The organism is Streptomyces sp. GbtcB7, from assembly GCF_019091445.1.
Lineage (GTDB): Bacteria > Actinomycetota > Actinomycetes > Streptomycetales > Streptomycetaceae > Streptomyces > Streptomyces mirabilis.
This window is the reverse complement of record NZ_JAGXJM010000021.1, coordinates 98,473-112,449: the sequence shown is the minus strand read 5'-3', so window position 1 is coordinate 112,449 and position 13,977 is coordinate 98,473. Positions and strand designations below refer to the sequence as shown.

Here is a 13,977-nt window from a genome sequence, read left to right as displayed (position 1 = left end):
GGCCCTCTGATGGCCGAGCAGTTCGTTGGATCCGGCTGGGCGTTCCCCATGCGCATCGGTCCCACCGGTGGCATCGCCCTGGTCAGCGGGGAGCGCGAGATCGAGGAGGCCATCCGGTTGGTGCTGGCCACCGCGCCGGGCGAGCGGCCGATGCGGCCCGAGTTCGGCTGTGCCATCCACGACCTGGTGTTCGCGCCGGTCAACGAGGCGACGGCGGGCCGGATCCAGCACGAGGTGTACACCACCCTCGACCGCTGGGAGCCACGGATCGAGGTCAACGACGTCGAGGTGACGGCGGGGCCCGACCAGGGCGTGCTCTTCATCGACGTGCGCTATTCGATCCGCGGCACCAACAACCCGCGCAGCCTGGTCTTTCCGTTCTACGTCATCCCATCCCACGAGGAGCCCGACGCCCCCGGCGTGGGCAACTCCCTTGAAAGCGACCGCTGATGGCACTGCCCTCCCCGAACCTCGACGACCGCCGCTTCCAGCAGTTCGTCGACGACGCCAAGCGCTACATCCAGCAGCGCGCCCCCGAATGGACCGACCACAACGTGTCGGACCCCGGCGTCACCCTCGTGGAAACGGTCGCCCACATGGCCGACCAGATCGTCTACCGGCTCAACCGCGTCCCCGAGAAGAACCATCTGGCGTTCCTCGACCTCGTCGGCATCACGCTGTTCCCGCCCTCGGCCGCCCGTACGGATCTCACGTTCTGGCTGTCCGCGCCGCACGAGGAGCCCATCGTGCTGCCCGTGGGCACCGAGGCCGCCACCGTGCGCACCGAGAACGAGGAGGCGGTCGTCTTCGCGACCGAGCGCGAACTGACCGTGGTTCCCTGCTCGTTGCGTCGTCTCGTCGTGCAGCAGAACGGTGACGCGGTCACCGACCGGACCGCCGATCTCGCCGAGGGCAAGGACGTACTGTGTTTCGCCGAGTCACCGAACCCCGGTGACTGCATGCTCCTCGGCCTCACCTCCGCCGTACCGCACTGCGCGCTGGGCCTGGAGCTCGACAGCCGGGTCGACGGTGTCGGTGTCGATCCGCGGCAGCCGCCGCTGGTCTGGGAGGCGTGGACCGAGGACGGCTGGGCGGCCTGCGAGGTGGACCGGGACGGCACCGGTGGTCTGAACCGGCCCGGTGAGGTGGTCCTGCACGTCCCGGGCGGCCACACCCTGTCGCGCACCGGCGGGCAGGAGGCGGGCTGGCTGCGCTGCCGGGTCACCGAACCGCTGTCCGACCAGCCCTTCTACACCACGTCCCCGACCATCCGGTCCGCCGACGCGTTCACCCTCGGCGGGACCACCTCTGCCATCCACGCGGAGACCGTCCAGGACGAGGCGCTCGGCGAGTCCACCGGTCTGCCCGGGCAGCGGCTGCGGCTCGCCCACTTCCCCGTCGTGGGGGACACCCCGCCGGTGCTGTTGCAGACCGCCGAGCGCGACGGATGGGTCGACTGGGACGTCGTCCCGCACTTCGCCGCGTCCGGTCCCACCGACCGGCACATCACCCTGGACGCGGCGACCGGCGAGATCGCCTTCGGGCCCGCCGTCCGCGAAGCCGACGGCACGATGCGCCAGTACGGGACGGCGGCGCCCAAGGGGGCCGTGATCCGCGCCCGCCGCTACCGCACCGGTGGCGGCCGGGCCGGGAACGTCGCCCGGGGCGCAGTCCAGGTGCTGCGCAGCTCGGTGCCGTACGTGGCCGACGTCGTCAACCGGGAGGCCGCCCGGGGCGGCGTCGAGGGCGAGACGGTCGAGGAGGCGAAGACCCGGGCGCCGATCACGCTGCGCGCCCAGGAGCGGGCCGTGACCCTGCGCGACTACGAGGAACTGGCCCGGCGCGCCGCCCCCGAGACGGCCCGTATCACCTGCCTGGAGGGCGAGGAGGGCGAGCACGGCGCCTACGCGGTCCGTGTCCTGGTCGTCCCGCAGGCCGTGCCCGACCCCGGCGGACGCCTGCGCTTCGAGCAACTCGTCCCCGGCGACGCCCTGTTGCAGCGCATCACCCGCCACCTCGACGAGCGCCGGCTGATCGGCACCCGCCTCGCGGTCGGGCCGCCCTTTTACCAGGGCGTCACCGTCGTCGCCACCGTGCACGCCTTCCGCGGGGTCGACACCGACCGGGTGCGGCGCCAGACCCACGACGCGCTCTACCGCCATCTGGACCCGCTCACCGGCGGCACGGACGGCACCGGCTGGCCGTTCGGCCGGCCCGTGCAGGCGGGCGAGGTCTTCGCGGTGCTGCAACGTGTGCCCGGCGTCGAACTCGTCGACGCGGTGCAGCTCCACCCCGCCGACCCGCTGACCGGCAAGCGCGGCGACCCGACCGACCGGATCGACCTGGAGGCCCCTTCGCTGGTGTTCTCCTTCGACCACCGGGTCCGCGTCATCGGAGACGGCTCATGAGGGGCTCCATCGACGGCCTGGAGTCCTCGGCGCCGATCGGCGGCATGCTCCCCGCGGTCTTCGCCGACGACGACCTGGCGCTGCGCTTCGTCGCGGGCCTTGACGAGGTGGTCGCGCCGATCCTGCTGGCCCTCGACTGTCTGCACACCTACTTCGACCCGGCGCTCGCACCGGCCGACTTCGCCCGCTGGCTGGGCACCTGGGTCGGCGCCGAGGTCGACGGCACGGAACCGGACGCGCGGCTGCGCGCGGCCGTCGCCGCCGCCGCGTACCTGCATCGCGTACGAGGCACCCGCCGCGGTCTGTCCGAAGCGGTACGCCTCGCCTTCGGTGTCGAGCCGGAGATCACCGAGAGCGGCGCCGCCGCCTGGGACCCGCGTCCGCTCGGCCCGGTCCCCGGCGACCGCCGCCCCCGGCTGCACGTCACGCTCCGGCTGCCCGAGCCGACCCCGGCGGACGAGTACCGGCTGGAGAACCTCGTGGCGGCCGCCCGTCCCGCCCACATGCCCTACACGGTCCAGGTGACCGCCGCCGAAAGGATCCCCGAGAAATGACCACCCAGACCCCAGGCACCGGCCCCGGGCGCGCCCCGGCCTGCGCCGAGTGCGGCACCCGGGCGGAGCCCGGCCAGTCCTTCTGCGACGCCTGCGGCGCGGTGCTCGACTGGGCCGGGGACCCGGCTCCGGCGGGGGTCGCGGCCCGGACCCGTCGTCCCGCGGCTGCCGCCGACGAGGCGGCGCCGACGGCCGGCGACCAGGGCTCCCGGGCGGCGGGATCCGCCGGGTCGGCCGAGGGCGAGCCGGGCTGGGACGCGTTCGCGCGACCGGGCGCCGGTACGGGAACGGCTCGTACGGCGCACGACACGGCGGGCTCCATCGCGGACGCGGACACCGTGAGCGCCGACAGGGCGGGCACCGCGCGACCCCCACGCGACCCGCACGAGGACGATGCCGTCGGCGGCGCACCGGACGCGTCGACCCCCAGTACGCCGGTATCCGGTGCGCCGGTGTTCGGTGACGCGGCGGATCCGAGCCCGATGAGCGACGACACCGCGCGTCCCCACCCGGCCCCCGTCGCCGCCCACGGCTCCGTACCGGCCGCTCCCGCGCGGCCGGACGAGACCGCGGCCACCGAGCCCCTGCCCTCCGCCGCCCCCGACCGGGACTCCGCGGCCGAGCGGGCCAGGTCCCTGCTGGTGCCGGTGGCAGACCCGGAACCGCGGGTCGCGCCGTCGGTGTCACCCGTACTGCCCGGCCGCCCCGCGGCGAGCCGCCCACAGGTCCGTACCCCGGTCGCGGAGCCCGGTGCGGACGGGGGTGTGCCCTGTCCCTGGTGTGCCACTCCCAACCGGCCGGACCGGCACTTCTGCGGGCGTTGCGCGCTGTCCATGGCCGGGGAACGGCAGGCGCCGGGCCGGCTGCCCTGGTGGCGTCGGGTGCTCAACTCCCGCAACGGAGAGGTGCCGTGGGCCGGGGACCGGCCCCGACTGCGGCGGGGCTTCGGACGCGTCATGAACTGGGTGGTCGGCGCGGTGGTGCTCGGCCTGCTGGTGTTCGCCGTGACGAACACCGGTACGGCCGTGCAGGCGGTGAAGGACCACTTCGCCAAGCGGGTCCCGGTCGGCCCGGACCACGTGAAGGCGTCCCGTTCCTTCGCCGGCCACGGCGCGGGGCTCGCCTTCGACAAGCTCAACAACACCTGGTGGGGACCCGGCGTCTCGCAGTCCGGGGACGGCGAGTGGCTCGAGGCCCGCTTCGAGCAGCCCACCCGGCTGCTGGACGTGATCATCACCTCGGGCACCTCCGCCCGCCCGGACCAGCTCACGAAGTCGGCGCTGCCGCACCGTATCGAGGCCCGGATCACCACGGCGAACGGCAAGACGAGCACCCGCTTCCTCACCCTCGACCAGGTTGCGGGCGGTCAGCAGCGCAAGTTCCGCGTGGGCGATGTCACGGCGGTCCGTTTCATCATCCGCTCGGCCTATGGCACCGCCCAGGACAAGCAGGTCTCCATAGCCGAGATCGAGTTGTTCGGTCCGTCGAGCGCCAACGACTCGTAGGAACACCGACGGCTCGTGGGGAAGGTGCCATTCCTTGGTCGGGTGCTTCCGGTTCTGGCCGAACTGGGAGGATGAGTCCCGCGGTACCGCCGCGGCCTTACCGTAGAGGGAAGGCACCAGACCCGAGGAGAAGCGCCACCTGTGCACGACGCACCGATCTACGCCCAACTGATCTCCGAACGAGGGGACATACCCCTGCAGGTCCGCAACGAGGCCCGCAGAATCCAGCGCGAACTGGAATGGATCCTCAACAGGGATCCCTCGTCGGGCGGTCTCCTCCCGAGACCGCCCGGCGCTCCGGGCCCCGGCCCTCGCGCGCTGCCCCCGTCTCTTCCTCCCGGGAACAGCTCCACCGGCTGGCTTTCCTGACGGTACGTCAACTCCGGTGTGCCGCCCGGGTGGAGCGTGCCGCCGTCCCCAGGGAACGGCGGCCGCTTCACTCCGTCACCCGTCCGTCGCCGCACCGAGCCGGGCGCCGCGCCGTTGCGGTGCGGGAACTTCGGGTCAGGTCGTCGAGGACGGACCGCCCTCCGGCTCGTTCCCGTCCTTGTCCTGCTGTTCCGGGGTCCGCCGGTAGCTCTGGAGCTCCAGCAGTCCTTCCGTCTTCTCCGAACGACCTCCGGACTTCTGGTCGCCCGTGTTCTGGCCGTTCAGGTTCTGGCGGACCGAGTCCAGGATCGTCAGGCCCTGGGCGACCAGCCCGGCGGCGATCTCGCCCAGGCCGTCCGCGCCGTTCAGGACGTTGACGTTGGCGCCGGCGAGACCGCCCGCGGCCTCCTTCACGATCAGCGGGAGCTGGTCGATCAGCATCCGGTCGAGCGCCACGCGGTCGTGCGAGGCGGCGGCCTCGGCCTGGATCTTCATGCGTTCCGCATCCGCGATGGCAAGCACCTTGATCCGCTCCGCCTCGGCCTCGGCGGGCTTGACGATCTCGGCGACGAGCTGCTGCTGACGCAACTGGGCCGCCCGCTGGGCCAGTTCGGTCTGCGCGGCGAGCACCTCCTGCTGGGCGTGCGCCTGCGCCAGCGGTCCGGCCTGGGCGGCCTGCGCCTGCGCGCGGTCCACCTCGGCCGAGTACTCCGCCTTGACGACCGCGGTCTGCCGGGCGTACTCGGCCTGGTTGCGCGCGGCCACCTGCTCCGCCTCGACCGAGGCCTGGGTGGCCTGGGCCTGCGCGATCTGGGCCTGGCGCTGGATGGCCGCCTTGTGCGGTGCGGACATGGCCTCGATGTAACCGACGTCGCCGTCGTCGATCGACTGGATCTGCAGCGAGTCCACGATCAGGCCGATCTTGGCCATCTCGACCTTCGAGGTGTCCAGGACCTCCGCGGCGAGCTTCTGCCGCTCGGTGACGATCTCCTCGACGGTCATCGAGCCGATGATGGCGCGCAGATGACCGGCGAAGATCCGGCCCGTCAGCACCGACATCTGGTCCTGGTCGGAGAGGAACCGCTGACCGGCGTTGATGATGCTCTCGTGGTCGTTGCCGACCTTGAACGCGATCACGGCGCGGACGTGCAACGCGATGCCCTGCCGGGTCACACAGGTCTCGGTGACCTCGGCCTCGCACATCGACAAGGTGAGGAAGCGGGTCTTGCGAAAGACGGGGAGCACGAACTTTCCGTGCCCCGTCACCACTCGGAACGGCGCGCCCCCCAGTCCCCGCCTGCCTCCCGAGATCAGCATCGCCTCGTCGGGAGCGGGAACGCGGTAACCGAACATCCTGTTTCTCCTTAACCGGCGTCGACGGAGTCGCCGTCCAACGCGTCCAGCGGATCGACCCAGCGGATGACGTCGACCTCACGACATCCCCGGGATTCGACCACGAGCACAGTAGCCCCCACGGGCAGGGGCTCCTGCGACCAGGCGAGGAAGGTCTCGGATCCGCCTCTGACCCGCACAAGGATCTCGCCGGGACCGGCGGTTCCCCGTGTGCCGATGAGCAGCTCCCCGGTACAGCCGATCACGGCCTCGTCCTGCACCACTGTCGGCCGCCTCCCCGTTTCTCTGGTTCTGCTTCCGACCTTAGACCTCCCCCACCTCGAACGCCTATGCTCCCGTCGCCGCCCGTGTCACGCCCCGGGTACGGACGCTCAGCTCTTGGTGAACCGGTAGGTCTTGCTGTCTGTCAGGACGCAGAAGCCGGGCGACACGACGATCACACGCAGTGTGCCGGTGCGCCGGTCGTAGTCGATGCCCTCGGCCTCGAAGGTGCCCGAGCAGGAGCTGCGCAGCGGGAGCTGACGCAGGGCGGTGACATGGCCCGTCACGTCGCCGCTGCCACTGGGGGCGGCGGACAGGTCGATCTGGAGCAGCGGCTTGGTGATGCCGAAGAGGGTGCCCGCCGGGTCGTCGGAGGAGCACAGCAACTGGGTCGCGGTGACGAAGTCGCAGCCCTGTACGTCACGGACGGCGTGGTCGAGGTTGATGGTGGAGGCCTGCGGGAGGTTGGCCGAGGGAGAGGTGCTCGGGTTCACGCCGGGGGTCGGGAACACCAGCAGCCGGGTCATCGTGCCCCACTCCCCCGACACCATCCACTGGCCGTCCGGGGAGATGGTGTCGAAGGAGTTGTTCAGCGCCTCGCCAGGGCTCAGCGCGTGGACATACTCCGACCAGGCACCGCCGGGTGCCTGCACCCGGAACATCTTGGCGCTGCCGGAGTCGGCCTGGTACGGCTCGACGTAGTAGCCGTTGTAGGAGGCGTCCGGGTCTCCGACGTGGTTCCAGCCGCGGCTGCTGACGCCGATCGGGATGGTGCCGATCCCGGTGTAGTGGTTGGGGCTGCCGGCCGGGACCTCGACCGAGGTCAGGCCCTGGCTCTCGGTCAGCGGGTCGGCACGGTCGGAGCCCACCTCGGTCCAGGTGTCGGCGGCCGAGGCGGGCGTGGTGACGGAGACGGACAGCACGGCGGCCGTGGCGAGGGTGACGAGTCCGGCCAGGACCGCGTGACAACGTTGCCGGGCGGGCATGCGCATGAGGGGCTCCTCGGTGGGGGGTGCGGTTTCGGCGCACAGTCTGACCCGTCAACTGCGGTCATGTACAGGCCAATGAAGGAGCGTTGGCCGTCAACTCACGCACCGGCCAACGGCAGTTACCCACCCCGCCCCCTACACCCTTGTCACCACCCCGAGTTCCGTCCGGGCCCGGGACGCCGCGCCGATCGCCACCGCACGGCTCCCCAGCCGGGCCCGTACGACCCGGATCGGCTGTCCGCTGACCGGTGGCTCGGCGGCGAGCGCGGCGGCGATCGACGGTTCGAGGAGGTCCCAGGCCCGGCTGACCCCGCCGCCGATCACGAAGGTCGTGAGGTCCACCAGGCCCGCCGTGATCAGGATCGCCCGGGCGACGCCGGCCCCCGCGGCCTCGTACACGGCGAGCGCGTCGGGGTCTCCGTCCACCGCCGCCTCGGCGATGCCCCGGGCGGTCAGGGAGCGCCCCGTGCGCTCGCCGTAGCGGGCCGCCAGGGAGCGGCCGGAGGCGAGCGTCTCCAGGTGACCACGGCCGCCGCAGGTGCACGGCAGGTCACCGAAACCGGGGAGATGGCCGATCTCGCCCGCCGCCCCGTGCACCCCCTCGAACAGCGCGCCGTCCAGCCACAGCGCGCCCCCGACCCCGGTGCCGAGCGTCATCCCGAGTGCGGCGGGCTCTCCCGCGACGGCTCCCTTCGCGACCTCGCCGCGCAGGAAGGCGTTGACGTCGTTGTCGAGGAAGGCCGGTACGCCGAGCGCTTCCTCGACCGTCGCCGTCACCGGGAACCCGGCCCAGGAGTGGAAGGAGTCGCTCGCCACGAGGATGCGGCCGGCCCGGCTGTCGACGACGCCTGCCGCACCGACGCCGACGCCGAGCAGCCGCGAGGGCACGCGTTCGCGGAGCAGATCCAGAGCGGCGAGCGCGGCGCGGACCATCGCCCGTCCACCCTCGGCCGCCGGTGTCGGCACCTCCACGGAGTCGAGGACGGTGAGGTCGGCCGCGCAGAGCACGACGTGGGTGGTCGTACCGCCGATGTCGACACCGGCGTACACCTCGGGCGTCGGGGTGCGGTCCCCGGATACGGTCACGCCGTGACCCCCGTGGCGGCCCGCCGTTCCTCGCGCCGACGGCGTTGCAGCACCGGGTCGGGCACGGGCACGGCGGCGATGAGCCGTCGCGTGTAGTCCGTGCGCGGGTACAGGAGCGTGGTCGCGGTACTGCCCTCCTCCTCGATGCGCCCGGCCCGCAGGACGACCACGTGCTGGGCGAATTGCTGTACGACGGCGAGGTCGTGGGACACGAACAGGCAGGCGAACCCCAGCTCGCCCTGGAGCCCCGCGATCACCTCCAGCACAGATTGCTGCACACTCACGTCGAGCGCGCTCGTCGGTTCGTCCGCGACCAGCAGCCGCGGCTCGAGGACCAGCGCCCGGGCGAGGCTCACCCGCTGCCGCTGGCCACCGGACAACTCGCGCGGACCCCGATGGGCCAACTCCCTCGGCAGACGGACAAGTTCGAGTGCGTCCCCGACCCGGGTCCGGCGCTCGGCCGCCGACATGCCCCGGCGGTGCACGCGCAGCGGCTCGGCGACGCACTCCGCCACGCTCATGCGGGCGTCGAGCGAGGCCACCGGGTCCTGCAGGACCACGCCGACACCGGCCAGCAGGGCGCGCCGGGCCCGCCCCCGGGTCCTGCCGAGGTCGGCGCCGAACAGCGACACCGAGCCGGACGACGATGGTACGAGGCCCAGCGCGACGCGCGCCGCGGTCGACTTGCCCGAGCCCGACTCCCCCACCAGACCCACGGTCTCACCGGCCCTGACCGTCAGCGAGACGCCGTCGAGTGCGCGGACGGCGCGGCGCCCGCGGCCGAACCGCACGCTCACGTCCCGCAGTTCGACCACCGGGTCCGCGGCGGGCCGATCCCCATCGGTACGCCGGGAGTCGGCCCCCGGCTCGGCGACGGCCAGCCGCGGCACCGCCCCGAGCAGGCGCTTGGTGTACTCGTGCGTGGGCCGCAGGAGCACCTCCTCCACCGGCCCCGTCTCCACGATCTCCCCCTGGAGCATGACGGCGACGCGATCCGCGAAGTCGGCGACCACTCCCATGTTGTGCGTGACCAGCAGCACCCCCGTGTCGAAGTCGGCGGCGAGCGACCGCAACAGGTCGAGGATCTCGGCCTGCACGGTCACGTCGAGCGCGGTGGTCGGTTCGTCGGCGATGAGCAGGCTCGGGGCGTTGGCGATCGCCATGGCGATGACCACGCGCTGCCGCTGTCCCCCGGAGAGCTGGAACGGGAACGCGGACGCCCGTGTCCCCGGATCCGGGATACCGACGCGGCGCAGGAGTTCGACCGCCTCCCCGGCGGCCTCCTTGGCCGTGACGGGACGGTGGTTGCGGATGACCTCGGCGATCTGGGCGCCGATCCGGGTGAGCGGGTCGAGCGCGGTCGCGGGTTCCTGGAACACCATCGACGCGGTGCGACCCCGTAGACCCGCGAGGTCGGCCTCGGTGGCGCCGATGACGTCGGTGCCGCCGACGACGGCGTGGCCCGTGGCGCGGGCGGTGCCCGGCAGCAGCCCCATCGCGGCGAGCGCGACGGTCGACTTGCCGGAGCCCGACTCGCCGACGAGGGCGAGCGTCTCACCGGGCCGGACCCGCAACGAGACCTCTCGTACCGCGGCCACTTCACCCGTCTCCGCGGAGAAGGTGACGCCCAGGTTCTCGATCCGCAGGATGTCGGCGGTCATCCGCGTCCCCTCACGTCGAAGGCGTCGCGCAGTCCGTCGCCGATGGCGTTGAAGGCACAGACGACGAGGATGATGGCGAGGCCGGGGGGCACGATGAGCCACCAGCGTCCCGAGTACGCGGCTGTCAGACCGGCCGAGAGCATGCCGCCCCAGTCGGTCGACGGGGGTTGGACGCCCAGGCCGAGATAGGACACGTAGGCGACGAGGAGGATCGCGTCGGCGACCTGGAAGGTGGCGGCGACCACGACCGTCGAGACGGAGTTCGGCAGGATGTGCCGGCCGATCGCCCGGCCGTGCGTACCGCCGATGGCACGCAGTGTCAGCACGTAGTCCCGGCCCTTCAGGGTGAGCGTCTCGGCCCGGACGAGACGGGAGGGGACCAGCCAGGAGACCAGGCCGAGGATGACGACGAGCCCCCAGGTGTCCGGGGTGGTGATGGCGGAGACGACGAGGAGGATGAAGAGCGCCGGGATGGCGATTCCGGCGTCCACGACCCGCATCATCACGGCGTCGATCCAGCCGCCCGCGTAGCCCGCGACCGCGCCCCAGAGCGTGCCGATGACGGTCGCGAGCAGGCCGGAGGCGAGGCCGACGAGCAGCGACACCTTCCCGCCGTACATGAGCCGCCCGAGCTCGTCGTGTCCGACGGCGTCGGTGCCGAGCAGGTGCGCGCCGCTCGGTGCCAGGTTCACCTGGGTCAGGTGGGTGTGGGTCTGGTCGGTCGAGTGGAGCAGCGGGCCGGCGAAGCAGAAGAGCAGGAACAGGACGACGACCGCCAGACCCGCGACCGCGAGCCTGTTGCGCGTGAACCGGCGCAGGGCGAGGCGGTGGCCGGCGGCCGCCTCCACGGTGGGTGTCACCGGCAAAACGGCGCTCATGACCGGCCCGCCTTCACTCGGGGATCGACGATCCGCTGGACGATGTCGGCGAGCAGGGTGCCGACGACCGTCGCGACGGAGATGACGAGGACGCAGCCGAGCAGCACCGGATAGTCGGAGGACTGCGCGGCGCTCCAGAACAGCAGCCCCATCCCCGGGTAGTTGAAGAGCTGCTCGACGACGAGGGCGCCGCCGAAGAGGACGGGCACGTAGTAGCCGAGCATCGCGACGACGGGGGTCAGCGAGTTGCGGAACACGTGCCGCCACAGGATCGCGCGGGGCCGGGAGCCGCCGGCCCGCGCGGTGCGTACGTAGTCCTCGGAGAGGTTCTCCAGGGTCGCGGCGCGCATGTACCGGCTGAAGACGGCGACCATGGACGCGGCTCCCGCGACGACCGGCAGGACCAGCGCGTTCGGCTGGGAGAGCACCTGCCCGAGCGTGTCGCCCTGCGGCGCCTGCGAGGGGAACCAGGGCAGCAGCTGCGTGAAGACCAGGACCAGCACGAGCCCGAGGAAGTACACGGGGGTCGAGTACGCGACGAAGCTCAGCGTCGTGATGACGTAGTCCACCGGCTTGTTGCGTCGGACCGCCTGCCACATGCCGAGCGGGATCGCGAGCGCGAGCCCGGTCAGTGCGGACAGCACGGTGAGGACCAGGGTCTTCGGGAGGCGCTGTTCGATGAGCCGGGAGACCGCCTCGTTCAGGGTGTACGAGGTGCCGAGGTCGCCGTGCAGCAGGGTGCGCAGGTAGTAGAGGTACTGGACGGGGAGCGAGCGGTCGAGGCCCTGCTCGTGGTCGAACTGCGCGATCTGCTGGGCCGTCGCCTGCGGGCCGAGGATCCCGCGTGCGGGTCCGCCGGGCAGCGCGTGCAGCAGGCAGAAGACCACCACCGTCACGATGAGGATCACCGCGAGGGACTGCAGGAAGCGCCGGGTGAGATAGAGGAGGGTGTCCATGCGGTCAGCGGTTCCACTTCCACTGCGCCGGGTGGAAGTTGGCCAGTGAGTCCTGTGAGAAGCCGCCGAGGCCGTTCTTGACGACCGAGATCTGGTAGTCGGGCTCCGGCAGCCAGATGACCGGGAGGTCCTTGGCGACGGCCGCGCTGTAGTCCCGTACGGCCTGCGCGGAGTTGGACGTGGTGGAGGCGGTGATCAGCTGGTCGATCTCCGGGTTGGAGTAGCTGCCGAAGTTCGAGCCGCCCTTGCTCTGGAAGAGCGAGTCGCCGGTCGGGAAGGCGTTGAAGTACCAGCTGCCGGCGGTGCCGAAGAACGACAGCTGCCACGCGCAGATCGACTGGCTCGCGGTGCACGGCGGGGTCTGGGACAGCACCGAGTTCACGGGCGCGGTCTTGATCGTGAACTTGATCCCGGTCTTCTCCAGCGAGGACTGGATCGCGCTCATCATGTTGTCGGTGACGGTCGAGCCGGACTGCGACAGCACCTGCATCTGGAACCTGGTGCCCTTGGCGACCCCGTCACCGCACTGCGCGGCACCCGCGCCCGGATCCGTGCACACCATGACTCCACCCTGTTCGGTCCAACCGTGGTCGGCCAGCAGGGACTTGGCGGCCGAGGTCGAGAAGGGGTACGGATTGCCCTTCTGCGTGGGCGAGAGGAAGTCGCTCGACTGCGCCTGCGGGATCGGGCCGTAGCCGGGAACCGCGGTGCCGTTGAAGATGACCTTCGCCAGGCTGCTCTGGTCGATCGACCGCTGGACCGCCTGACGGGCGTACAACTGCTTGAACACGGCGCCCATGGAGGGGTTGTTGAAGTTGTACGGCATGTAGGTGATCGCCCAGCCCGACCAAGGCTTGACCGTGTACCCCTGGGCGGTGAACCGGTCCTTCTGGTCGAGGTCGGTCGCCTCGATGTAGCCGTAGTCGACGCTCCCCGAGCGCAGTGCGTTCTTCTCGGCGTCCGCCGTCGTGAACGGGAGGAGGTTCACGGTGGCGATGTCCGGCTTCTCACCTCCGTCGTACTTCTTGTTGGCGGTGAGCACGACCTTGCCCGCGGTCGAGAAGGACTTGACCGCGTAGGGACCGCTGATGGTCTTCCACAGCGCGTCCTTCTCGTAGCCGGAGATGTTCTTCGCGGCCGTGTTGAGGTACGTCCACACCTGCTTGGCGCCGGCGGCCGTCCGGTCGGCGTCCGACACCGCGGCCGATGCGGCCGTCTTGTCCCATGCGTGCTGCGGGAGCGGGTTGATCGCGCTCAGCTCGTTGGCGAGCATCCAGTCGGAGTTGTAGGCCTTGTCGAACGTGAGCGTGAAGTGGTGGTCGTCGACGGTCTTGAACGAGGTCCAGTTGTCCGGCGCCTTGCCGGGGTTGTAGCCCGCCCACTGTTCCTTGTTCGCCTTGATGAGGTTGAACCAGAACTCCACGTCACGCGAGGTGATCGGCTTGCCGTCGCTCCACCTGCGGTCGCCGAGCGTGAGGGTGACACTCTTGCCGTCGGGGGCGAAGGCGGCGGCGGTGGCGATGGACCCGTTCTTGTTCCAGGCGATCTTGCCAGTCGAGCCGTCGTACGCGACGAGCGGCTCCCAGAGGCTGTTGGCGATGGAGATGTTGTTGGTGTTGAGATGCGCCGCCGTGCCGATCGGCAGGATCCAGTTCGGGGTGAAGTTCGCGGGCAGCGCGTAGTTGATGGAGTCGGGGGACGTGGACGACGTGCCGCTCGTCCCGGAGCAGCCCGCGAGCAGCAGCGTGCCCGCCGAGACGACGGCACCGGCGACGAGTGTCGCGCGAGCAGGGGACATGACTCTCCTCGGGGTGAACAGGGGTGAACGAAGGGGCAAGGGGCGTGGCGGAGCCAGTCAACGACCCGACTGTTCGAAGAAACAGACACCCTCCTGTAAAAAGCCTGTTTCTGCTGTTCTGAAAAAAGTGGAGAGGCGGCTTCAGGGACGTACGCTCGG

At 71.3% G+C, this 13,977-nt stretch carries 12 protein-coding genes; 4 read left to right on the top strand and 8 right to left on the bottom strand.

Features of this window, described 5'->3' with window-relative positions; genetic code table 11:
* Nucleotides 1–9 precede the first annotated feature (9 nt).
* The 4 genes from KVT44_RS31155 to KVT44_RS31140 are packed head-to-tail and all read left to right on the top strand — an operon-like array spanning nucleotide 10 to nucleotide 4,467.
* Nucleotides 10–450 carry a GPW/gp25 family protein gene (locus KVT44_RS31155; protein ID WP_217570336.1) on the top strand — a complete coding sequence of 147 codons (441 nt, stop codon included), beginning with the start codon at nucleotides 10–12 and terminating at the stop codon, nucleotides 448–450.
* A complete protein-coding gene (locus KVT44_RS31150) occupies nucleotides 450–2,408 on the top strand; it encodes a putative baseplate assembly protein (protein WP_217570334.1) in 1,959 nt (652 codons plus the stop codon). Before KVT44_RS31155 ends, KVT44_RS31150 begins: the two co-directional genes overlap by 1 nt.
* On the top strand, nucleotides 2,405–2,962 hold the full coding sequence (locus KVT44_RS31145; protein WP_060901264.1) for a phage tail protein: 558 nt from the start codon (nucleotides 2,405–2,407) through the stop codon (nucleotides 2,960–2,962). The genes KVT44_RS31150 and KVT44_RS31145 overlap by 4 nt, the downstream gene beginning before the upstream one ends.
* Nucleotides 2,959–4,467 (top strand): zinc ribbon domain-containing protein, encoded by a 1,509-nt coding sequence (locus KVT44_RS31140; RefSeq protein ID WP_217570332.1) that lies wholly within the window; start codon nucleotides 2,959–2,961, stop codon nucleotides 4,465–4,467. The genes KVT44_RS31145 and KVT44_RS31140 overlap by 4 nt, the downstream gene beginning before the upstream one ends.
* A 504-nt stretch (nucleotides 4,468–4,971) precedes the next feature.
* On the opposite strand, the gene KVT44_RS31135 is transcribed toward KVT44_RS31140, so the two are convergent.
* The 8 genes from KVT44_RS31135 to KVT44_RS31100 form a co-directional block, all read right to left on the bottom strand.
* Complete coding sequence (locus KVT44_RS31135) at nucleotides 4,972–6,189, bottom strand: flotillin family protein (RefSeq protein ID WP_254650109.1); 1,218 nt, start codon at nucleotides 6,187–6,189, stop codon at nucleotides 4,972–4,974.
* A gap of 11 nt (nucleotides 6,190–6,200) precedes the next feature.
* Nucleotides 6,201–6,452, bottom strand: coding sequence for a hypothetical protein (locus KVT44_RS31130; RefSeq protein ID WP_067374690.1), 252 nt, complete (start codon nucleotides 6,450–6,452; stop codon nucleotides 6,201–6,203).
* A 108-nt stretch (nucleotides 6,453–6,560) separates the two neighbouring features.
* Nucleotides 6,561–7,442 carry a hypothetical protein gene (locus KVT44_RS31125; protein WP_099924713.1) on the bottom strand — a complete coding sequence of 294 codons (882 nt, stop codon included), beginning with the start codon at nucleotides 7,440–7,442 and terminating at the stop codon, nucleotides 6,561–6,563.
* 132 nt (nucleotides 7,443–7,574) lie between these two features.
* On the bottom strand, nucleotides 7,575–8,489 hold the full coding sequence (locus KVT44_RS31120) for an ROK family protein (protein WP_217570459.1): 915 nt from the start codon (nucleotides 8,487–8,489) through the stop codon (nucleotides 7,575–7,577).
* A 32-nt stretch (nucleotides 8,490–8,521) separates the two neighbouring features.
* The gene (gene nikE, locus KVT44_RS31115) at nucleotides 8,522–10,186 is read right to left on the bottom strand and encodes an ABC transporter ATP-binding protein (protein ID WP_217570330.1); all 1,665 of its coding nucleotides are present in this window, start codon (nucleotides 10,184–10,186) and stop codon (nucleotides 8,522–8,524) included.
* Nucleotides 10,183–11,064, bottom strand: coding sequence for an ABC transporter permease (locus KVT44_RS31110; protein WP_217570328.1), 882 nt, complete (start codon nucleotides 11,062–11,064; stop codon nucleotides 10,183–10,185). Before KVT44_RS31110 ends, nikE begins: the two co-directional genes overlap by 4 nt.
* Complete coding sequence (locus KVT44_RS31105) at nucleotides 11,061–12,020, bottom strand: ABC transporter permease (protein WP_217570326.1); 960 nt, start codon at nucleotides 12,018–12,020, stop codon at nucleotides 11,061–11,063. Before KVT44_RS31105 ends, KVT44_RS31110 begins: the two co-directional genes overlap by 4 nt.
* A 4-nt stretch (nucleotides 12,021–12,024) precedes the next feature.
* Nucleotides 12,025–13,818, bottom strand: a complete 1,794-nt coding sequence (locus KVT44_RS31100; protein WP_217570324.1) for a peptide ABC transporter substrate-binding protein — start codon at nucleotides 13,816–13,818, stop codon at nucleotides 12,025–12,027.
* Between the last annotated feature and the right edge of the window lie 159 nt (nucleotides 13,819–13,977).

Bases quoted from the DNA above. Each gene is read 5' to 3' on its own strand.
- KVT44_RS31155 (WP_217570336.1), top strand. From the start codon at position 10: ATGGCCGAGCAGTTCGTTGGATCCGGCTGGGCGTTCCCCATGCGCATC.
- KVT44_RS31150 (WP_217570334.1), top strand. From the start codon at position 450: ATGGCACTGCCCTCCCCGAACCTCGACGACCGCCGCTTCCAGCAGTTC.
- KVT44_RS31145 (WP_060901264.1), top strand. From the start codon at position 2,405: ATGAGGGGCTCCATCGACGGCCTGGAGTCCTCGGCGCCGATCGGCGGC.
- KVT44_RS31140 (WP_217570332.1), top strand. From the start codon at position 2,959: ATGACCACCCAGACCCCAGGCACCGGCCCCGGGCGCGCCCCGGCCTGC.
- KVT44_RS31135 (WP_254650109.1), bottom strand. From the start codon at position 6,189: ATGTTCGGTTACCGCGTTCCCGCTCCCGACGAGGCGATGCTGATCTCG.
- KVT44_RS31125 (WP_099924713.1), bottom strand. From the start codon at position 7,442: ATGCGCATGCCCGCCCGGCAACGTTGTCACGCGGTCCTGGCCGGACTC.
- nikE (WP_217570330.1), bottom strand. From the start codon at position 10,186: ATGACCGCCGACATCCTGCGGATCGAGAACCTGGGCGTCACCTTCTCC.
- KVT44_RS31110 (WP_217570328.1), bottom strand. From the start codon at position 11,064: ATGAGCGCCGTTTTGCCGGTGACACCCACCGTGGAGGCGGCCGCCGGC.
- KVT44_RS31105 (WP_217570326.1), bottom strand. From the start codon at position 12,020: ATGGACACCCTCCTCTATCTCACCCGGCGCTTCCTGCAGTCCCTCGCG.
- KVT44_RS31100 (WP_217570324.1), bottom strand. From the start codon at position 13,818: ATGTCCCCTGCTCGCGCGACACTCGTCGCCGGTGCCGTCGTCTCGGCG.